Origin of the sequence: Streptomyces sp. DH12 (assembly GCF_020873895.1) — a bacterium.
Classification (GTDB): Bacteria; Actinomycetota; Actinomycetes; order Streptomycetales; family Streptomycetaceae; genus Streptomyces.
The window spans coordinates 94262-114742 of sequence record NZ_JAHWGT010000018.1 but is presented as its reverse complement, the minus strand read 5'-3'; the positions used below and the strand labels follow the sequence as shown (position 1 = coordinate 114742).

The following is a 20481-nucleotide window of genomic DNA, read 5'->3' as shown; positions in this document are numbered from 1 at the left end:
GGCTCACTTCACCGAACCGGCCATCACCCCCCGCACGAAGTGGCGCTGGAACACCAGGAACACCACGACCGGGACCACCAGGGAGAGGAAGGCACCCGGCGCCAGGACGTCGACGTTGCTGCCGAACTGACGTACCTGCGACTGGAGTTCAACCGTCAGCGGCTGGGAGGACGAGTCGGCGAACAGCAGCGCCACGAGCATGTCGTTCCAGACCCACAGGAACTGGAAGACGGCGAGGCTGGCGATGGCCGGGCGGCCCACCGGCAGCACCAGCCGGGTGAGGATCCGCCACTCGCCGCCGCCGTCCATCCGGGCCGCCTCCAGCATCTCGCGCGGCATCTCCGCGAAGTAGTTGCGGAGCAGGAAGACGGCGAAGGGCAGCCCGTAGGCGACGTGGAAGAGGACGACGCCCGGGATGGTGCCGAACAGGCCCAACTGCCCGAAGAGCTTGGCCACCGGCAGCAATCCCACCTGGACCGGCACCACCAGCAGGGCCACCACCAGCAGGAACAGCCAGTCGCGGCCCGGGAACTCCAGCCAGGCGAAGGCGTACCCGGCCAGCGCCGCGATGACGACGACGAGGACGGTCGTCGGCACCGAGATCAGCACGGTGTTCCAGAACGCCTGCGTCATGCCGGCGTTCTCCAGCAGGGACGCGTAGTTGGCGAACGACAGCGAGCCCGGGTCGGCCAGCGCCGTCCACCAGCCGCTCGACGCGCTGTCCTGCGCCGAGCGGAGCGACGACAGCAGCAGGCCGGCCACCGGAGTGATCCAGACCAGCCCCACCACCAGCAGGAAGGCCTGGACGAGTCCGTTGCCGAGCCACTGCCGCAGCCGGCGGCGGGGGCGGTGGCGCGGGGGGCGGGGCGCCGGCGGGGCGGGCGCGGCCGCCGGCGGTGTCACGGGGGCGGTAGCGGTCGCGGTCATGACTGGCTCCTGCGGAAGCGGCGGACGTTGAAGACCATCGCGGGGACCACCAGCAGCAGGAGCAGGACGCCCAGCGCGCTGCCGAGCCCCTGGTCGTTGCCGCCGCCGAACGACACCAGCCACATCTGGGTGGCCAGGACCGTCGCGTCCTGCTGCACCGGGCCCGGTGCGATGATGTAGATCAGGTCGAAGACCTTCATCACGTTGATGACGAGGGTGACGAACACGACCGTCAGCACGGGCGCCAGCAGCGGCACCGTGATCAGGCGGAACACCTGCCACTCGCTCGCCCCGTCCATCCGCGCCGCCTCCAGGGCGTCGCGCGGCAGGGCCGTCAGACCCGCGCCGATGAGGACCATGGCGAAGCCGGTCCAGATCCACAGGTACGCGCCGATGATCGCCGGGGTGACCAGCGCCGGACCCAGCCACGACACGCCGGAGAACGGCGCGGCGAAGTTCTCCGCCGGCAGCCGCACCGTGTACGTGCCGCCCGCGTCCAGGCCGGTGAAGCGGAACGCCCCGTCCGCGCCCGTCGTGGCGGTGGCGACCTCGCCGCCCCGCACCGCCTCCACGGTCAGACCGGGCAGGCCGCGCTCCGCCGGGTCGACCCGCCCGGGGTGCCCCCCGCCGCCCGGGGTGAAGTCCAGGTAGGCCACGCCGCGCAGCTCGCCGGGGCCGGCCGGGGCCGAGGCCGCCCCGGCGGCGGGGCGCGCCCCGTCCGGGACGTCCGCCGGGCTGACGCCGACCAGCCCGAGGAGGAGCGGCGCGCCGCCGGGCGCCACGGGCCCGGCCGTCTCGTACGCCCCGTCCGCTGCGGTGCGCACGCCCTCGCCGTCCCGGGCCCGCGCGCCGGGGTACGAGGGTCCGTCGGCGAACACGTCGTGCACGCCGACCACCGCCGCGTTGAACACGCCCTTGTCGGGGTCCTCCTCGTAGGCGAGCCGGAAGATGATGCCCGCGGCGAGGAACGACACCGCCATGGGCAGGAAGAGCAGCAGCTTGAAGGCGGACGCCCAGCGGATCCTCTCGACGAGGACCGCGAGGACGAGCCCGAGACCGGTGAGCAGGGTCGGGGCGACGACCACCCAGATCGTGCTGTTGCGGACGGCCTGCAGCGTGGCCGGGTCGCGGAACATCGCCGTGTAGTTGTCGGCGCCGACGAAGCGGGTCCCGGACGCGTCGAAGAAGCTGCGGCCGACGGAGAAGAGGACGGGGTACACCACCAGCGCGCCGAGCAGCAGCAGCGCGGGCAGGACGAAGGCGACGGCGGCGTTCCGCCGGCGCCGCCCGGCGGTGGCCGCGGGGTCGGACGGGTCGCGCAGGAAGTCCTGGAGGATCTTCCACTCGCCGGCGCCCTTCGTCCCGCCGAACGCCGCCGGCGCCTGGTCCGACATGTCGAACCGGACGGTGTCCCCGGCGTCGACGAGGGACTTGGCGGTCGCCCGCAGCGTGGCGTCGCCGTACGCGCCGAGGTCGAGGCCCTTGTTCGGCGAGATGAAGCCGCCCTCGGCCGCCCAGACCGCGGCCGCCTGCGGCGTCGCGAGGAACTCCAGGAACGCCATCGCGGCCTCCTGGTTCCTGCCGTCCTTCAGGACGACGGCCGCGTCGCCCCCGCTGACGACCGGCGCCGCGCCGGTGCCGACAGGCGGGAACGGGAAGAACGTGGCGTCCTCGCCGATCTTCCGGCCGAACTCGTCCTCGGCGACGCCGGCCACGAAGTCGCCCTCGTAGACCATCGCGGCCTGCGGCTTCGGGCCGAAGACCTGCTCGACCGAACCGGGGAAGTCGGTGGAGAGGGCGCCCTTGCGGCCGCCCGCGAGCAGCCGGTCGTCGGAGAAGAGCGTGGCGAGCGTCTTCAGCGCCCGCACCACGCTGGGGTCGGTCCACGGGATCTCGTGCCGGGCGAGCCGGTCGTACTTCTCCGGCCCGGCCTGCGACAGGTAGACGTTCTCGAACCAGTCCGTCAGCGTCCAGCCGTCCTCGCCGGCCACCGAGAACGCCGGCAGGCCGGAGTCGGCGACGGTGCGGCCGGCGGCGAGCATCTCCTCGTACGTCCTGGGCGGCTCGACGCCCGCCTGGTCGAGGGCCTGCGGGCTGTACCAGACGGTCGACTTGTTGGACGCCTTGAAGTACAGGCCGTACAGGGTGCCGTCGACGGAGCCGTACTCCTTCCACACCGGGGCGTACCCGGAGTCGACCTTCGCGCCCACCGTCGCGGAGAGCGGCTTGAGCCACTTGCGGGCGGCGAACTGCCGCAACACCCCGACCTGCGGGACCATCACCACGTCCGGTGCGTTGCCGCCCTCGATCTTGCTGCCGACGACGGTGGAGACGTTGTCGCCGGTCGACACGAACCGGGTCTGGGCGCCGGTCCTCTCGGTGAAGGCGTCGAGCACCTTCTGGAAGTTCTTCTGCTCGGCGCCCGACCAGACGCCGGCGACGGTCAGGGTCTTCCCGGCGAACTCCTTCCCGCCACCGCCCGCCGCGGTCACCGGGTCGCCGCCGCAGGCGGTCGTGGACAGGGCCAGGGCGAGGGTGAGGGCCGAGCAGCACGCGGCGGTGAGGCGTCGTCTCATCATGTCCGTACCTTTCGAAGGGGGTTCGGGGCCGGGAGGCGGTGGTGCGTCAGGGGGCGGGTGCGGGGGAGGGGGAGGGGGCGCCACCGGAGATCCACCAGGCGGCGGTGGAGCCGGGCAGCGTGCCGGGCGGGCACGGCCCGCTCGACAGCAGCGGCAGCCCGGCAGCGGGGGAGGGCACCGGCGCGGTACCGAAGTTGACGGCGCACACCAGGCCCTCGCCGCGGGTGAAGGCGAGGACGCCGGGCGGCGCCTCCAGCCAGCGCAGCGGGCCCTCGCCCAGCTGCGGCAGGCCGCGCCGCAGCTGGAGGCCCTCGCGGTACAGGTGCCAGGACGAGCGGGTGTCGGCGAGCGCGCGGTCCGTGGCGTGTTCGGCGAACCATCCCGGCTGCGGCAGCCACGGCCGGGCCTCGGCGCCCGCGCTGAACCCGAACGGCGAGGCGTGCCCCGACCACGGCAGCGGCACGCGGCAGCCGTCGCGTATCCGGGCGCGGCTGCCGGTCCTGCGGAAGATCGGGTCGGTCAGCACCTCGTCGGGCAGGTCGACGACCTCCGGCAGTCCCAGCTCCTCGCCCTGGTAGATGTACGCGGCGCCGGGCAGGGCCAGCATCAGCAGGGCGGCGGCGCGGGCGCGGGCGGCGCCGAGCCCGCTGCCGGCGGTGCCGGACTCGCCGTACCGGGTGACGGTGCGGACCTGGTCGTGGTTGTTCAGCACCCACGTCACGCTGGAGCCCGTGCCGGCGATGTCGCGCAGCGCCTCGTCGATGACGCCGCGGAAGGCGGCGGCGTCCCAGGGCGCGCCCAGCAGGTCGAAGAAGAACGCCTGGTGCAGCTCGTCGGGGCGGACGTACAGGGCGTGCTCGCGGGCGGTCGGCACCGACACCTCTCCCACGAGCAGCCGCTCGCGGCCGTCGCGGGCGGCGTACTCCTCGCACACCGCCCGCCAGCGGCGCCACACGCCGTGCACCTCGGGCTGGTTCCAGGCGAGCGGGTTGACGGAGTCGCGGGTGCGGGCGTCGGCCTCCGGGTCGGGGGAGTCCGGCAGGTCCGGGTGCTTGAACAGGCCCGCCGCCACGTCGATGCGGAAGCCGTCCACGCCCCGGTCCAGCCAGAACCGCAGCACCTCCTCGAAGTACGCGCCGACCTCGGGTTCGCGCCAGTTCAGGTCGGGCTGCTCGGGGGTGAACATGTGCAGGTACCACTGGCCGGGCGTGCCGTCCGGCTCGGTGACCCGGCTCCAGGCGGGCCCGCCGAACATCGCGTGCCAGTTGTTCGGGGGCTCCTCGCCGCCGGGCCCGCGGCCGTCCGCGAAGTGGAACCGGGCGCGGGCCGCCGAGCCGGGGGCGGAGGCGAGCGCCTCGCGGAACCAGGGGTGCTCGCTGGAGCAGTGGTTCGGGACGACGTCGAGCAGCACCTTGATCCCCAGCCGGTGGGCGTCGGCCACCAGCAGGCCGAACTCGGCGAGGTCGCCGTAGACCGGGTCGACGTCGCGGTAGTCGGCGACGTCGTAGCCGTGGTCGTGCTGCGGCGAGGGGTAGAAGGGGCTCAGCCAGACGCCGTCCACCCCGAGCTTCTTCAGGTACGGCAGACCGGTGCGGACGCCGGCGAGGTCGCCGATGCCGTCGCCGGTGCTGTCGAGGAAGCTGCGGACGTACACCTGGTAGATCACTGCGTCGCGCCACCAGGGGTGCGTGAGGCGGTGCGAGAGGCCGTCGTCGGCCGGGGCTGTGAGCATCACCCGTTGACCTGTTCTGCGTGAAGGGTGCGCGCTGCTCAGAGAGGCAGCGGTTATGCATGCATGTTAGGTAGCGCGGTTCACCTCGTGTCAACGGCGAAGTCATAAACACCGGCTGGTAACGGGGTTTTGTGGGGGTTTGCCCGCGCCGGGGCATGAAAAAAGAGCGCCGCAGTGCTGCGCTCATACCTAACGGGTAACCAGCGAGAGGGGAGGTGAGGGGGGAACGGGAGAGGGGGCCGGGCGGTCAGCCGCGACGGGCGATCGCTTCCAGCTCCCCCGCGAGGCGCCGCACCGCGGCGGCGGGCGTCAGGCGCTGCGCCAGGGCGTCGTGCAGCACCGCCTGCACGGCCAGGCTCACCTGCTCGTAGCGGGGGCTCTTGGGCCGTGGCCGCGCCGAGAGCACGCTCTCCCGCAGCGCCGGCAGGTACGGGAACCGCGCCACCAGCGCCGCGTCCCGGTACAGCGCGGCCCGCACGGGCGGCAGGGCGCCCTCCGTCAGGACCCTGCGCTGCACGGCGTCGCTCGTCAGGTACGCGATCAGCTCCGCGGCCGTCTCCGGATGCCCCGACCGCTGCGACACGGCGAGGTTCGACCCGCCGAGCACGCTCGTCCCCGGCCCGTCCCGACCCGGCAGCGGCACCGCGCCGAAGCGGCCCGCGACCTTCGACCCGGGACCGGAGGCGCCCGCCCAGGCGTACGGCCAGTTCCGCAGGAACAGCAGCCCGCCGTCCTGGAACGCCCGCCGGGACTCCTCCTCCGTGTAGGTGAGCGCCTCCCGGGGGATCCAGCCCTCCCGCACGCCCCCGGCCAGGAACGCCAGCCCGGCGCGCGCCGCCGGCGAGTCCACGGCCACCCGGCCGCCCTCCCCGTCGAGGACCGCGCCGCCCGCCGAGTACACGGCCTCCGTGGCGTTGACCGTCAGCCCCTCGTACGGCAGGAACTGTCCCGCGTACCCGTCCATGCCGTGGCGCGGCGCGAGGACGCGGGCCTGCCGCGCCAGCTCGGCCCAGGTGCGCGGCGGCCGCTCGCCCTCCGCCCGGAGCACGTCCGCGCGGTAGAACAGCATCCCGGCGTTGGTCACGTACGGCACGGCGTGCAGTCGCCCCTCGTACGTCGCGGTGTCCACCACCGGCGCCAGGAACGCGTCCAGGGGGAACCGCCGGCGCTCCAGCGGGGCGATCCAGCCGGCCGCGGCGAACTCCGACGTCCACGCCACGTCGATGTTGAGGACGTCGAAGCGGCCGCCCTCACCCGACCGCAGATCGGTGATCATCTGCGCGCGCGTCTCGTCCGCCGAGTCCGGCAGCTCCACGAGCGTCACCCGCTCCGCGGGCCGCCGCCGGTTCCAGTCCTCCAGCAGCGGGCCGAGGTAGCCGGTCAGGTCGCCCGCCGTGGCCAGCGTCACCGGGCCGCGCCCGCCGTCCCGCCGCCCCTCGCCGGGCACGCCGGACGCCACCGCCGCCACCAGCAGCAGGGCCGCGACCAGGAGACCCCTACCCGCGGCACGCGTCCACCGCATAGGTTCCTCCCTGTGGCACCGGCACCGGACGTCCTCGTCAGGTCAGGGGCATGTATACCTGTTAGGCATTGCGCGATACTAGGGCGCACAGCACATCGAGCCCGTATCGCGACCGAAGGAGAGCCCCCGCGTGCGCATGCAGCTGCTCGCTCTCCTCGCCGGCGGGCCCGCGCACGGCTACGAGCTCAAGCAGGACCTTGAGCAGCTGCTGGGCGCCGCGTACCCTCAGCCCAACGTCGGCCAGGTCTACGTCACCCTCGGCCGGCTGGAGAAGTCCGGGCTCATCGAGGGCGAGGAGATCGCCCAGTCGAGTCGGCCCAACAAGAAGATCTACCGCCTCACCGCCGCCGGCCGCGAGGCGCTGCACGCCTGGTTCGAGGAGACCGCGGACGAACCGCGGGTGCGGGACGAGTTCTTCATGAAGCTCGCCCTCGCCCCCCGCACCGGCCTCGCCGACCAGATCACCCTCATCAACCGACAGCGACGCGAGTACCTCAGGACCATGCGCACCCTCTCCAAGCTGGCCGCCACCGAGAACCGGGACAACCGCACGGCCCACCTCCTCATCGAGGGCGCCATGCTCCACCTCCAGGCCGACCTCGACTGGCTGGAGCGCTGCCAGGAGGAGTTGGAAGGGACGGAGGGCCCGCGATGAGCGACACCCCCGCGCCCGCCGCCTCCGCGTCCGGCGGCCCCACCGCGCCCCCGCCGCTGCTGGAGGCCCGCGGACTGGTCAGGACCCACCACGGCGAGGGCGGGCCCGTCCACGCCGTCCGGGGCGTCGACCTGACCGTCCGGCGCGGCGAGTTCGTCGCCGTCACCGGCCCCTCCGGCGCCGGGAAGTCCACCCTGCTGCACCTGCTCGGCGGGCTCCAGCGCCCCGACGCCGGCACCATCCGCCTCGACGGCGAGTCCACCGACGGCTACACCGAGGCGCGCTGGGCGGTGGCGCGCCGCCGCAGCATCGGCTTCGTCTTCCAGTTCTTCAACCTGGTCTCCAACCTCACCGTCGCCGACAACGTCGAACTGCCCGCCCTGCTCGCCGGGGCCTCCGCGCGGCACGCCCGCGCCGAGCGCGAACGGCTCCTCGACGAGCTGGGCCTCGCCGCCAAGGCCCGCAGCATGCCCGGCGAGCTCTCCGGCGGCGAGCAGCAGCGCGTCGCCCTCGCCCGCGCCCTGGTCAACCAGCCGCGCCTGCTCCTCGCCGACGAGCCGGCCGGCAGCCTCGACAGCAAGGGGACCCGCGAGGTGATGCGGCTCCTCGCCCGCTTCCACCAGCGCGGCCAGACCATCGTCCTCGTCACCCACGACGCCCGGCTCGCCAGCGCGGCCGACCGTGTGATCAGCTTCTTCGACGGCCGCGTCACCGACGACGTGACCTTCGCCGACGAGGACGCCACCGGACCCGCCCGCGTCGTCGAGCCGAGGGACTGACCGCCGTGCGGGCCGTGCTGCGCTGGGCACACGCCGACCTGCGCACCCACCGCGGCGAAGCGCTCTTCCTCGTCTGCGCCACCGCCGGGATCGTCGCCTCCCTCCTCCTCGCGGCGGCCCTCTTCGGCTACGCCACCAACCCCTGGCAGCGGGTGTTCGCCCAGTCGCACGGCGCCCACGTCTGGCTCCACACCGGCCGCGCCGCCGACCCGGCTCGTACCGCCGACCCGGCGCGTACCGTCGACCCCGCCCGCCTCGCCGCCCTGGACGGCGTCGCCGCCGTCGCCGGCCCCTACGACACCGTCGCCACCACCGTCGCCTCGCGCGGCGCCCGCGCCGCCGTCGACCTGCGCGCCGCACCCGCACGGCCCCCCGCCACCGGCCGGCCCCTGATCACCGCCGGGCGCTGGCTCGACCCCGCCGCCCCCGGCGGCGTCGTCCTGGAGAGCGGCCTCGCCGCGGCCCTCGTCGTCGGGCCGGGCGACACCCTCACCCTGCCCGGCGGCGGCGCCCGCGGCCCCCGCGCCCTCACCGTCGTCGGCGTCGCCGACACCGCGGAGCCCCGCTACCGCCCCGGCGAGCGCCCGGGCACGGTCTGGGCGAGCGCCGACACCGTACGCGCAGTCCCCGGCCGGCCGGGCCGCGTCACCGGACTGCGCCTCACCGACGGCGACGACACCGAGTACGCCGTGCAGCGCGCCGTCACCGCCCTCGGCGCCGGCGCCGTCACCGACGTCACCCACTGGCAGCAGGCCCGCGCCGAGGCGCAGGGCGACACCCGGCTCCTCGGCCGCGTCCTCGGCCTCTTCGGGCTGGGCGCGCTCGCCGCCGCCTCGCTCGCCGTGTTCGGCGCGATCAGCACCCGCGTACGCGGCCACCTCCGCGACATATCCGTCCTCAAGGCCATCGGCTTCACCCCCGGCCAGGTCGTCCGCGTCTTCCTCGCCCAGCACCTCGCCTACGCCGTCCTCGGCGCGGCCCTCGCCACCGCGGCCGTCCAGGCGCTCGGCAGCCGGCTACCCGGGCGGCTCGGCGACGCCGTCGGCGTCTGGCAGGGCCTGCCCGGACACACCGCCGCGCTGCTCGGCGTCCCCGCCGCCGTCGTCGCCCTCATCGGCGCCGCCACCGGCCTCGCCGCCTGGCGCGCCGGCCGCGTACCCCCCGTACCCGCCGGCTCCGCGGCCGCCGCCCCGGCCGGACGCGGCCTGACCCGGCCGGCGCTGCGGGCGCTCGCCCTCCCGGGCGTGCCCCCCGCGCTCGTCCTCGGCTGGCACCGCGCCTTCGGCCGCGGCCGGCGCGCCCCGGCGACCGTCGCCCGGCTCGCGCTGCCCCTGCTGCTGATCACCCTCGTCCTCAGCGCGTGGAGCACCGTCGAGCGCTTCGATTCCCGGCCCGAGCAGCTCGGCCTGCCCGCCGCGCTCACCGCCCGCCCCGCCGACGGACTCGGCGACCGCGAGGCGCGCGCCCTCCTCCAGCGCAGCCCCGACGTGCTCGCCGCCCACCGCGGGCTGGAGGTCGCCGCGCTCGTCCCCGGCCAGACCGGCACGATCGCCCTGCGCGGCCTCGGCACCCGGCAGGACCCCTACCCGTACACCGTCGCCGAGGGCCGCCCGGCGCGGGGACCGGACGAGGCGGTGGCCGGGCAGGGCCTGCTCGACCTGCTCGGCGTCGGGGTCGGCGACTGGGTGCGGCTCACTGTCGGCGGCCGGCCGCAGGTGCTGCACCTCGTCGGCCGCAGCATCGAACCCGGCAACGGCGGCCGGACCGTCTCCACCTCCCTCGACACCCTCCGCGAGAACGACCCGGCACTCGAACCCACCGTCTACCACCTGCGGCTGCGCCCCGGCGCCGACCCCGGCGCGGTCCGCGCCGACCTGCTGGACGCGGCGCGGGGCCGCCTCGACATCCACGAGGTCTCCGGCCCCGCCGACCGGCTCACCGCCCTGCGCGGCGTGGCGGCCGGACTCATCGCCGTGCTCGCCCTCATCGGCCTGACCGAGGTGTCCACCGCCATCGGCGGCGCCGTGCGCGAGGGCGAGCGCGACCTGCTCGCCCTCAAGGCCGTCGGCCTGTCGCCCCGGCAGGTCACCGCGGTGACGGTGACCGCCGTCGGCCTCACCGTCCTCGCCGCGGCCGCCGCCGGCACGGCCCTGGGCGTACCGCTCGCCCACTGGCTCATCGACCAGGAGGGCCGCGGCAGCGGCGTCGGCGCGGGCATCGCCCACGGCCCGCCCGCGCTCCACCTCCTGGCGCTCATCGCGACCGCCGTCGCCGGCGCGGTCGCCCTCGCCGTCCTCCCCGCCGCCCGGGCCGCCCGCCGCCGCCTGGCGGACACCCTCGGCGCGGTCGCGTGACCCGAGCCACGGTGCTGTACTGAGTGGGGGAACCCGGACGAGAGGGGGCGACATGCACCTTTCCACAGGGCACCCGGGGGACTCGGGGCACTCGCGGCGCCGCAGGAGCCGGTCCGGCGCCGTCGCGGTCTCCCTCGCCGCCGCCGTGGGCCTCGCCGGACCGCTGCCTACCGCGACCGCCGGCGAGCCGGATCCGAGCAGGCCGCGCGGACCGGTCGTGCTGCGCGTCATCGACGGCGACACCGTCGAGGTGCGGGGCGACGGCAGGGTCATCCCCGACGGCACCGTCGCGCGCGTCCGCCTGCTGGAGGTCGACGCCCCCGAGCGGGGCGACTGCTTCAGCCGCGAGGCCACCGCCCGGACCGCCGAACTCCTGCCCGTCGGCAGCAGGCTGCGCACGGAACGCGACGTCGAACTCAAGGACCGCTTCGACCGGTACCTGCTCTACGTCTGGAACGACAGGGGCGTCTTCGTCAACGAGTCCCTCGTCCGCAGCGGCCACGCCACCAGCGTGCTGTTCGAGCCGAACGACAAGCACTGGAAGACGATGACGGAGGCCCAGGCCGCGGCCCGCCAGGCCGGCGCGGGCCTGTGGTCCGCGTGCCCGGCCCCCTGACGCCCGTCAGGCCCCCGGCAGCCGCGCCTCGATCGCCGCGACCAGCTCGGCCGCGTCCGGCTCCGTGCGCGGGCGGAAGCGGGTGACCTCGCCCTGCGGGGAGATCAGGAACTTCTCGAAGTTCCACTGGACGTCCCCGGCCTGGCCGTCCACGTCCGCGGTCTTCGTCAGCTCCGCGTACAGCGGGTGCCGGCCCGGGCCGTTGACGTCCGTCTTCTCCAGCATCGGGAACGTCACGCCGTACGTCGCCGAGCAGAACGCGCCGATCTCCTCCGCCGTGCCCGGCTCCTGGCCGCCGAACTGGTTGCACGGCACGCCCAGCACCGTGAAGCCCCGGGCGCCGTACGCCTTCTGGAGCCGCTCCAGGCCCTCGTACTGCGGGGTCAGGCCGCACTTCGAGGCGACGTTGACCACCAGGACCACCTGGCCCTTGTACTCGGCCAGGGTCGTCGCCTCACCGGACAGACTGCGCAGCGGGATGTCGTACAGGGACATGCGGGACTCCTCCTCGGACGGGCACTGACAACAGGGTCGATCAAAGCACGCCCCGCCTGGTAGACAGGCGGGTGTGGACCAGGAACAGCCTCCGCTGGAGACCGAGACCGTCGCCCCCGGCCCGCGGCCGGTGCGGTGCCGGCTGTGCGGGCGGCCGCTGACCGGCGCCGCCTCCCGGCGCACCGGCCTCGGGCCCGCCTGCGATGCCAGACTGCATCCGGCCGGGCCCGACATCAGGGCGCGGCGCCACGAGGTCGATCAGGAGGCGTTGCCGGGCCTGTGACGCTCAGTGGCGGCGGAACAGCCCCTCCTGCACCACCGACACCAGCAGCCGGCCCTCGCGGTCGTAGATCCGGCCGCGCGCCAGGCCCCGGCCGCCCGTCGCGATGGGGGACTCCTGGTCGTACAGGAACCACTCGTCGGTGCGGAAGGGGCGGTGGAACCACATCGCGTGGTCCAGCGACGCCATGTCGAAGCCCCGCGGCCCCCACAGCGGCTCGACCGGGATGCGGACCGCGTCCAGCAGGGTCATGTCGGAGGCGTACGTCAGCGCGCACGTGTGGATCAGCGGGTCGTCGCCGAGCGGGCCCACCGCGCGCATCCACACCGCGCTCCGCGGGTCGGCCTCCTCGACCTCCTCCCGCGTCCAGCGCAGCCGGTCGACGTAGCGGATATCGAACGGCTGGCGGCGAGCCATCCGCTCCAGCGACTCCGGCAGCGCGCCCAGGTGCTCGCGGATCTCGTCCGTGACCGACGGCAGCTCCTCCGGCGGCGGGAAGTCGAGCCGCGGCGGCAGCTGGTGCTCGAAGCCCGCCTCCTCCGGCTGGTGGAAGGAGGCCGTCAGATTGAAGATCGTCCTGCCCTGCTGGATCGCGGTGACCCGGCGGGTCGTGAACGACCTGCCGTCCCGTACCCGCTCGACCTGGTACACGATCGGCACGCCGGGGATGCCCGGCCGCAGGAAGTACGCGTGCAGCGAGTGGACCGGCCGGCCGCCGTCCGTCGTCCGGCCGGCGGCGACCAGGGCCTGCCCGGCGACCTGCCCGCCGAAGACCCGTTGCAGGGACTCCTGCGGGCTGGCGCCGCGGAAGATGTCGACCTCGATTTGCTCCAGGTCGAGCAGGTCGACGAGTCTCTCGGCGGGGTTCGTCATCCACGGGTCCTTTCAGAGCTGGCCGACGTCGGTGACGCGCAGGACCGCCCGGCCCTCCTCGTCCGAGGCCGCCAGGTCCACCTCCGCGCTGATGCCCCAGTCATGGTCGCCGTTCGGGTCGGCGAAGGTCTGCCGGACGCGCCACAGGCCGTGCGCGGGGTCCTCCTCGATCGACAGCAGCTTCGGGCCGCGCGCGTCCGGGCCGGTGCCGAGGTCGTCGTACTCGTCCCAGTACGCGTCCATCGCCTCCGCCCACCGCTCCTCGTCCCAGCCGGACTCGCCGTCCATCTCGCCCAGTTCGGCGAGCTGGTCCAGCGCGGCCAGCTCCACGCGGCGGAAGAGGGCGTTGCGCACCAGGACCCGGAAGGCACGGGCGTTGGCCGTGACCGGCTTGACCTGGTCGGCCTTCTCCTGCGCCTCCTCGGCCGTCTCGACCTCCGGGTTGGCCAGCTGCTCCCACTCGTCCAGCAGCGAGGAGTCGACCTGCCGCACCATCTCGCCCAGCCAGGCGATCAGGTCCTCCAGGTCCTCCGTCTTCAGGTCGTCCGGGATGGTGTGGTCCAGCGCCTTGTACGCGGACGCCAGGTACCGCAGGACGATGCCCTCGGTCCGCGCCAGCTCGTAGTGCGAGGTGAACTCCGTGAAGGTCAGCGCCCGCTCGTACATGTCGCGGATGACGGACTTCGGGGAGACGGGGTGGTCACCGACCCACGGGTGCGACGTCCGGTAGGTGTTGTACGCGTGCCACAGCAGCTCCTCCAGCGGCTTGGGGTACGAGACCTCCTGGAGCCGCTCCATCCGCTCCTCGTACTCGACGCCGTCCGCCTTCATCGCGCCGACCGCCTCGCCGCGCGCCTTGTTCTGCTGGGCGGCGAGGATCTGGCGCGGGTCGTCCAGCGTCGACTCGACCACCGACACCATGTCGAGGGCGTACGACGGGGACTCCGGGTCGAGCAGGTCGAACGCGGCGAGCGCGAACGTCGACAGCGGCTGGTTGAGCGCGAAGTCCTGCTGGAGGTCGACGGTCAGCCGGATCCTGCGCCCCTCGGCGTCCGGCTCGTCCAGCTGCTCCACCACACCGCCGTCGAGCAGCGAACGATAGATCGCGATGGCGCGGCGGATGTGCCGCAGCTGGTTCCTGCGCGGCTCGTGGTTGTCCTCCAGCAGCCGGCGCATGGCGGTGAAGGCGTCGCCGGGGCGGGCGATCACCGACAGCAGCATGGTGTGGGTGACGCGGAAGCGGGAGGTCAGCGGCTCGGGCTCGGAGGCGATCAGCTTCTCGAAGGTGGTCTCGGTCCAGCCGACGAACCCTTCCGGGGCCTTCTTGCGGACCACCTTGCGGCGCTTCTTCGGGTCGTCGCCCGCCTTGGCGAGCGCCTTCTCGTTCTCGATGACGTGCTCGGGCGCCTGCGCCACCACGAACCCGGCCGTGTCGAAGCCCGCCCGCCCGGCGCGGCCCGCGATCTGGTGGAACTCCCGGGCCCGCAGCGTGCGCACCCGGGTGCCGTCGTACTTGGTGAGCGCGGTGAACAGCACGGTGCGGATGGGGACGTTGACGCCGACACCGAGGGTGTCCGTCCCGCAGATGACCTTCAGCAGCCCCGCCTGGGCGAGCTTCTCCACCAGCCGCCGGTACTTGGGCAGCATGCCCGCGTGGTGCACGCCGATGCCGTGCCGCACGTACCGCGAGAGGTTCCTGCCGAACGTGGTGGTGAAGCGGAAGCCGCCGATCAGCTCGGCGATCCGGTCCTTCTCCTCGCGTGAGCACATGTTGATGCTCATCAGCGACTGCGCCCGCTCCACGGCCTGCGCCTGCGTGAAGTGGACGATGTAGACGGGCGCCTGCCTGGTCTCCAGCAGCTCCGTCAACGTCTCCGTGATGGGCGTGAGCCGGTACTCGTACGAGAGGGGGACCGGCCGCGTCGCCGAGCGGACCACCGCCGTCGGGCGGCCCGTGCGGCGGGTGAGGTCCTTCTCGAACATCGACACGTCGCCGAGCGTCGCCGACATCAGCACGAACTGCGCCTGCGGCAGCTCCAGCAGCGGGATCTGCCAGGCCCAGCCGCGGTCGGGCTCCGCGTAGAAGTGGAACTCGTCCATGACGACCTGGCCGATGTCGGCGTTCCGGCCGTCGCGCAGCGCGATCGAGGCGAGCACCTCGGCCGTGCAGCAGATCACCGGGGCGTCGGCGTTCACCGACGCGTCGCCGGTGAGCATGCCGACGTTCTCGGTCCCGAAGAGCTTGCACAGGTCGAAGAACTTCTCCGACACGAGCGCCTTGATCGGCGCCGTGTAGAACGTCACCTGGTCGTTGGCGAGTGCCGTGAAGTGGGCCGCCGCCGCGACCAGGCTCTTGCCGGAGCCGGTCGGCGTGGACAGGATCACGTTGGCGCCCGACACGACCTCGATCAGCGCCTCCTCCTGGGCCGGGTAGAGGGAGATGCCGCGGCCCTCCGCCCAGGACGAGAAGGCCTCGAAGAGGGCATCGGGATCGGCGGTCTGCGGCAGCTGATCGATAAGGGTCACGCCCCCATCTTGCCTGGCTTCCGCCGCGAAGGCGGAACCGGCCACCGGGTCCAAGATCATGAGCGGTAGCCTGTGCCGTCAACTCGGCACCACCACACGACACGGGGGCGGCTCGCACCATGATGGGACCGGCGCACTCACTCTCCGGGGCGGCGGCCTGGCTCGGCGTGGGCGCCGCCGCCGCGGCGGCCGGCCACGCCATGCCGTGGCCCGTCCTCGTCGTCGGAGCGCTGATATGCGCCGGCGCGGCCCTCGCCCCCGACCTCGACCACAAGTCGGCGACGATCTCGCGCGCCTTCGGACCGCTGTCCAAGTGGCTGTGCGAGGTCGTCGACAAGCTCTCCTACGCCGTCTACAAGGCCACCCGCACCCGCGCCGACGCGCGCCGCAGCGGCGGCCACCGGACCCTGACGCACACCTGGGTGTGGGCGGTCGCCATCGGAGCCGGCGCCTCGGCGCTCGCCGTCGAGGGCGGCCGGTGGGCGGTCCTCGCGCTCCTCTTCGTCCATGTCGTCCTGGCCGTCGAGGGGCTGCTGTGGCGGGCCGCCCGGGTCTCCAGCGACATCCTCGTGTGGCTGCTGGGCGCGGCCGGCGCGTGGATCCTCGCGGGCATCCTGGACCAGCCCGGCAACGGCGCGAACTGGCTGTTCGACGCGCCGGGGCAGGAGTACCTGTGGCTGGGGCTGCCCATCGTGCTCGGCGCGCTGGTCCACGACGTCGGCGACGCCCTCACCGTCTCCGGCTGCCCGATCCTGTGGCCGATACCGGTCGCGGGCAAGCGCTGGTACCCGATCGGCCCGCCCAAGCCGCTGCGCTTCCGGGCGGGCAGCTGGGTCGAGGTGCGGGTCCTGATGCCGGTGTTCATGGTGCTCGGCGGCGTGGGCGGCGCCTTCGCGCTCGGCGTGGTCTGACACCCGCCTCGCCGCCGTCCGCCTCGCCGCCGTCCGTCGGAACGCCGTCCGTCGGAACGCCGTCCGTCGGAACGCCGTCCGTCGGAACGGCTCCCGCCTTGCCGCCGCCCGCACCCGGCGGGCGCCACGGAGGCGGGCCCACCGCCGGGGGAGGAGGCGGGCCCGGGGGGAGGAGGCCGGCCCACCGCCGGGGAACGCCGTTGCTACCCGTGCCAGGACCTCCACAGCGCCGCGTACGCCCCGTCCGCGGCCACCAGCGCGTCGTGGCCGCCCAGCTCGGTGATCCGGCCGCCCTCCACCACCGCGATCAGGTCCGCGTCGTGCGCGGTGTGCAGCCGGTGCGCGATGGCGACGACCGTACGCCCCTCCAGCACCCGGGCGAGCGACCGCTCCAGGTGGCGCGCGGCGCGCGGGTCGAGCAGCGAGGTCGCCTCGTCCAGCACCAGGGTGTGCGGATCCGCCAGCACCAGCCGGGCCAGCGCCACCTGCTGGGCCTGCGCCGGGGTGAGCCCCAGCCCGCCCGAGCCGACCTCGGCGCCGAGACCGCCCTCCAGCGCCCGCGCCCAGCCGTCGGCGCCGACCGCGGCCAGCGCCGACCACAGCTCGCCGTCGTCCGCGCCGGCCCGCGCCAGCAGCAGGTTGTCCCGCAGCGACCCGACGAAGACGTGGTGCTCCTGGTTGACCAGCGCCACGTGCTCCCGGACCCGCTCGGCCGGCATCCGCGCCAACTCCGCCGCCCCGAGCGTCACCCGCCCCGAGCCCGGCGCGTAGATCCCGGCGAGCAGCCGGCCCAAGGTGGACTTGCCGGCGCCCGACGGACCGACCAGCGCGAGCCGCGTCCCGGGCGGCACCTCCAGCGACACCCGGTGCAGCACGTCGACGCCCTCCCGGTAGCCGAACCGCACCTCGTCCGCGCGCACCTCCCGCCCCTCGGGCCGCACCGACGCGTCCCCCGCGTCCGGCTCGATCTCCCGCACGCCGACCAGCCGGGCCAGCGACACCTGCGCCACCTGCAGCTCGTCGTACCAGCGCAGGATGATCCCGACCGGCTCCACCAGCATCTGCGCGAGCAGCGCCCCGGTGGTCAGCCGGCCGACGTCCAGCCAGCCCTGGAGGACGAACGTCCCGCCGATCAGCAGCACCGAGGCGAGCACCGTGGTGTGGGTGAGGCTGATGACCGGGAGGAACACCGAGCGCAGCGCGAGCGTGTACCGCTCCCACGCCGTCCACTGCCCGATCCGCCGGTCGGAGAGCGCCACCCGCCGCGCCCCGAGCCGGTGGGCCTCCACCGTGCGGCCCGCGTCGACCGTCTCGGTGAGCGCGGCGGCCACCGCCGCGTACCCGGCGGCCTCCGAGCGGTACGCGGCGGGCGCCCGCCGGAAGTACCAGCGGCAACCCGCGACGAGCAGCGGCGCCGCGACCAGGACGCACAGCGCCAGCGGCGGCGCGGTGACCGCGAGCCCGCCGAGCAGCAGCGCCGCCCAGACCACGCCGATCGCCAGCTGCGGCACGGCCTGCCGCATGGCCTCGGCCAGCCGGTCGACGTCGGTGGTGACGCGCGACAGCAGGTCACCCGTCCCGGCGCGCTCCAGCACGCCGGGCGGCAGCCGGACCGACCGGACGAGGAAGTCCTCGCGCAGGTCCGCCAGCGTCTCCTCTCCGAGCATCGCTCCGCGCAGCCGCACCAGCCGCACGAACACCGTCTGCACGGCGAGCGCCGCGGCGAACAGCAGCAGGGTCCGCCCCAGGTGCAGCTCCCGCGCGCCGGCCGCGAGCCGGTCCACCAGCGAACCGAGCAGGTACGGACCGGCCATGGAGGCGACGACCGCCACGGCGTTGACCGCGACGAGCACCGTGAACGCCCGCCGGTGGCGGCGCAGCAGCTCCCGTACGTACCGGCGCACGGTCGCGGGGCTGCCGACGGGCAGCGTGGTGGCGGAGCGCGGCGCCGCCGGGTCGTACTGCGGCGGTACCAGGCCGGAGCCGGTCATGCGGACTCCTCCCATCCGGAGGGCGGTGCGGCAGGGGCACGGGTGCGGGCGGCGGACTCGGTGGCGGCGGACTGGGCGGCGGGCACGGGAGCGGGAGCGGGCAGGGCCTCCGCGCGGGCCGCGCCGCCGGGTACGGCCTCACTGCCGGGTACGGCCGTGCCGTCGGGTGCGACTCCGGCGTCGGGTTCGGTCTCCCGGGAGACGACCGCCCGGTAGCGCGGGTCGGTGCGCAGCAGCTCCCGGTGCCGGCCCGCCGCGACCGCCCGGCCCCCGTGCACCAGGACCACCCGGTCGGCCACGTCCAGCAGCAGTGGCGACGAGGTGAACACGACCGTCGTGCGCCCCTCGCGCAGCCGCCGGACCCCGGCCGCGACCGCCGCCTCGGTGTGGGAGTCCACCGCCGACGTCGGCTCGTCCAGGACCAGCACCGGCGGGTCGGTCACCAACGACCGGGCCAGGGCGAGGCGCTGGCGCTGCCCGCCCGACAGGGACCGGCCGCGCTCGGTGATCGGGGTCTCCATCGGGTCGCCGTCCGGCTCGGCCGACGCCTGCGCCAGGGCGTCCAGCACGTCCCCGCACCGGGCGGCCTCCAGCGCCTCCGCGGCCGTCACCGCACCGGACGAGGGAACGTCCAGCAGCTCCCGCAGCGTCCCCGAGAGCAGCACCGGGTCCTTGTCCTGCACGAGCGCCGCGGTGCGGGCCGCCGACAGGGGCAGCCCGTCCAGCGCGACGCCGCCCCACAGGACCGGGACGTGCCCCGCGCCGCCGTCGGCCGGATGGCCGCCCAGCCTCTCCGCGAGCCGCCCGGCGGCGTCCGGGTCGCCGCAGACCACGGCGGTGAACCGGCCGGCGGGGGCCCGCAGCCCGGTCAGCGGGTCGTGCAACTCCCCACCCGGCGGCAGCGATCCGACCCCGCCCGGCGGCGGGGACGCGTCCGCGCCCGGCGGCGACCCCGTTCCGGCCGCCGGCACGGCACGGCCGCGACCCGCCCCCGGCCCGGTCCGCGACAGCGCCAGCACCCGCGCGGCCCGCCGCGCCGAGGGCCGCGAGAAGGAGTAGGCCATGGCGATCTCCTCGAACTGGCGCAGCGGATGCTGGACCAGCAGCACCGCCCCGTACACGGCGACCAGTTCACCCACCGCGATCCGCCCGTCCAGCGCGAGCCGCGCCCCGTACCCGACCACGCCGATCAGCAGCAGGCCCGGGAGGACCACCTGTACGGCGGCGATCAGCGCCCACGAGCGGGCGCTGCGCACGGCGGCGCCGCGCACCTCCTGCGAGGCCGCGCGGTAGCGCCCGAGGAACAGCTCCTCGCCGCCGATGCCGCGCAGCACCCGCAGCCCGGCCACCGTGTCGGTCGCCAACTCCGTGGCCCGGCCCGCCTTCTCGCGCTGCTCGTCGGCGCGGCGGGTCGCCCGGGGCAGCAGCGGCAGGGGCGCCAGCGCCAGTACCGGCACCGCCAGCGCGACGACGACGCCCAGGGAGGGCTGGTACAGCACCAGGCCGACGCAGACGGCGACCAGGGTGGCGGCCGCCGCGGCGAACCGGGACAGGGCCTCCACGAACCAGCCGATCTTCTCGACGTCACCGGTCGACACGGCGACCACCTCGCCGGCCGCGACCCTGCGGGTCAGCACGGAGCCCAGCTCGGCGGCCTTGCGGGCGAGCAGCTGCTGCACCCGGGTCGCCGCGGTGATCCAGTTGGTCACGGCGGTGCGGTGCAGCATCACGTCCCCGACGGCGATGGCCGCTCCGAGCAGGGCGATCAGCCCGCCCGCGAGGGCGAGCCGGTCACCCGAGCGGTCCACGACGGCCTGGACGGCGAGGCCGACGCCCACCGGCAGTCCCACGACGCCCAGGTTCATCAGCAGACCCCAGCCGAGCGCGGCGAGCTGCCCACCGAGTTGGCGCCGCCCCAACCAGAGGAGGAAGCGGGCACCGGAACGGACGTCGGGTTCACCGGGGTCGGCGTACGGGAGATGGCGGATCTGCATGGCGTCCCAGACATTCTCGACAGGCGCGGACGGGGTGGGGAGCCGGCGGCGGGCGGGGCGGGCGGTAGCGGCGCGGAACCGGCGGCGGGGGCGGCGGCGGGCAGGACGGGGCGCACCGCCGACGGCCGGGGCCCGGCGGAGACGTGCCAGGTTCACCCCGCCGACGGGCCGGGGGCAAAGGGTTTTCCGCCGCGCGCACGGAACGCGCCACAGCCGCCCACCCGCGTCTGGCGCCGTGCCCCGTCCG

15 protein-coding genes and 1 pseudogene are annotated in these 20481 nt (G+C 74.8%); 6 read left to right on the top strand and 10 right to left on the bottom strand.

Translation table 11 applies throughout. The features are described from left to right. Positions 1 to 3: 3 nt before the first annotated feature. The 5 genes and pseudogenes from LPA54_RS18405 to LPA54_RS18385 form a co-directional block, all read right to left on the bottom strand. Positions 4 to 927, bottom strand: a complete 924-nt coding sequence (locus LPA54_RS18405) for a carbohydrate ABC transporter permease (protein WP_228979062.1) — start codon at positions 925 to 927, stop codon at positions 4 to 6. Next, positions 924 to 2180 (bottom strand): ABC transporter permease subunit, encoded by a 1257-nt coding sequence (locus LPA54_RS18400; protein ID WP_228979169.1) that lies wholly within the window; start codon positions 2178 to 2180, stop codon positions 924 to 926. Before LPA54_RS18400 ends, LPA54_RS18405 begins: the two co-directional genes overlap by 4 nt. A gap of 36 nt (positions 2181 to 2216) precedes the next feature. Then, positions 2217 to 3506 (bottom strand): annotated as a pseudogene (locus LPA54_RS18395) (ABC transporter substrate-binding protein); the annotation flags it as partial. Positions 3507 to 3552: 46 nt separating this feature from the next. Beyond that, positions 3553 to 5238 (bottom strand): alpha-amylase family glycosyl hydrolase, encoded by a 1686-nt coding sequence (locus LPA54_RS18390; protein ID WP_228979060.1) that lies wholly within the window; start codon positions 5236 to 5238, stop codon positions 3553 to 3555. A gap of 247 nt (positions 5239 to 5485) precedes the next feature. After that, a complete protein-coding gene (locus LPA54_RS18385) occupies positions 5486 to 6760 on the bottom strand; it encodes an ABC transporter substrate-binding protein (RefSeq protein ID WP_228979058.1) in 1275 nt (424 codons plus the stop codon). A 130-nt stretch (positions 6761 to 6890) separates the two neighbouring features. Between LPA54_RS18385 and LPA54_RS18380 the strand changes: the two genes are divergently transcribed. The 4 genes from LPA54_RS18380 to LPA54_RS18365 are packed head-to-tail and all read left to right on the top strand — an operon-like array spanning position 6891 to position 11164. Next, positions 6891 to 7415 carry a PadR family transcriptional regulator gene (locus LPA54_RS18380; RefSeq protein WP_228979056.1) on the top strand — a complete coding sequence of 175 codons (525 nt, stop codon included), beginning with the start codon at positions 6891 to 6893 and terminating at the stop codon, positions 7413 to 7415. Next, positions 7412 to 8194: an ABC transporter ATP-binding protein gene (locus LPA54_RS18375; protein WP_228979054.1), complete on the top strand. Its 783-nt coding sequence runs from the start codon at positions 7412 to 7414 to the stop codon at positions 8192 to 8194. Before LPA54_RS18380 ends, LPA54_RS18375 begins: the two co-directional genes overlap by 4 nt. A 5-nt stretch (positions 8195 to 8199) precedes the next feature. Then, positions 8200 to 10548, top strand: a complete 2349-nt coding sequence (locus tag LPA54_RS18370; RefSeq protein ID WP_228979053.1) for an FtsX-like permease family protein — start codon at positions 8200 to 8202, stop codon at positions 10546 to 10548. A gap of 52 nt (positions 10549 to 10600) precedes the next feature. Continuing rightward, positions 10601 to 11164 (top strand): thermonuclease family protein, encoded by a 564-nt coding sequence (locus tag LPA54_RS18365; RefSeq protein WP_228979051.1) that lies wholly within the window; start codon positions 10601 to 10603, stop codon positions 11162 to 11164. Between the two features lie 6 nt (positions 11165 to 11170). Here the strand turns inward: LPA54_RS18365 and LPA54_RS18360 are convergent, their stop codons facing one another. After that, positions 11171 to 11659 carry a glutathione peroxidase gene (locus LPA54_RS18360; protein ID WP_228979049.1) on the bottom strand — a complete coding sequence of 163 codons (489 nt, stop codon included), beginning with the start codon at positions 11657 to 11659 and terminating at the stop codon, positions 11171 to 11173. A gap of 73 nt (positions 11660 to 11732) precedes the next feature. On the opposite strand from LPA54_RS18360, the gene LPA54_RS18355 reads away from it, so the two are divergent. Continuing rightward, positions 11733 to 11942 (top strand): DUF6011 domain-containing protein, encoded by a 210-nt coding sequence (locus LPA54_RS18355; protein WP_228979048.1) that lies wholly within the window; start codon positions 11733 to 11735, stop codon positions 11940 to 11942. A 3-nt stretch (positions 11943 to 11945) separates the two neighbouring features. Here the strand turns inward: LPA54_RS18355 and LPA54_RS18350 are convergent, their stop codons facing one another. Beyond that, positions 11946 to 12812 carry an acyl-CoA thioesterase II gene (locus LPA54_RS18350; RefSeq protein ID WP_228979047.1) on the bottom strand — a complete coding sequence of 289 codons (867 nt, stop codon included), beginning with the start codon at positions 12810 to 12812 and terminating at the stop codon, positions 11946 to 11948. Between the two features lie 12 nt (positions 12813 to 12824). Then, positions 12825 to 15398, bottom strand: coding sequence for a DEAD/DEAH box helicase (locus LPA54_RS18345; RefSeq protein WP_228979046.1), 2574 nt, complete (start codon positions 15396 to 15398; stop codon positions 12825 to 12827). Between the two features lie 59 nt (positions 15399 to 15457). On the opposite strand from LPA54_RS18345, the gene LPA54_RS18340 reads away from it, so the two are divergent. Next, on the top strand, positions 15458 to 16249 hold the full coding sequence (locus tag LPA54_RS18340) for a metal-dependent hydrolase (RefSeq protein WP_228979045.1): 792 nt from the start codon (positions 15458 to 15460) through the stop codon (positions 16247 to 16249). Positions 16250 to 16452: 203 nt separating this feature from the next. Here LPA54_RS18340 and LPA54_RS18335 read toward each other — a convergent pair whose 3' ends face one another. Next, a complete protein-coding gene (locus LPA54_RS18335) occupies positions 16453 to 18240 on the bottom strand; it encodes an ABC transporter ATP-binding protein (protein ID WP_228979043.1) in 1788 nt (595 codons plus the stop codon). Beyond that, the gene (locus LPA54_RS18330) at positions 18237 to 20234 is read right to left on the bottom strand and encodes an ABC transporter ATP-binding protein (RefSeq protein WP_228979040.1); all 1998 of its coding nucleotides are present in this window, start codon (positions 20232 to 20234) and stop codon (positions 18237 to 18239) included. The genes LPA54_RS18335 and LPA54_RS18330 overlap by 4 nt, the downstream gene beginning before the upstream one ends. Positions 20235 to 20481: the final 247 nt, after the last annotated feature.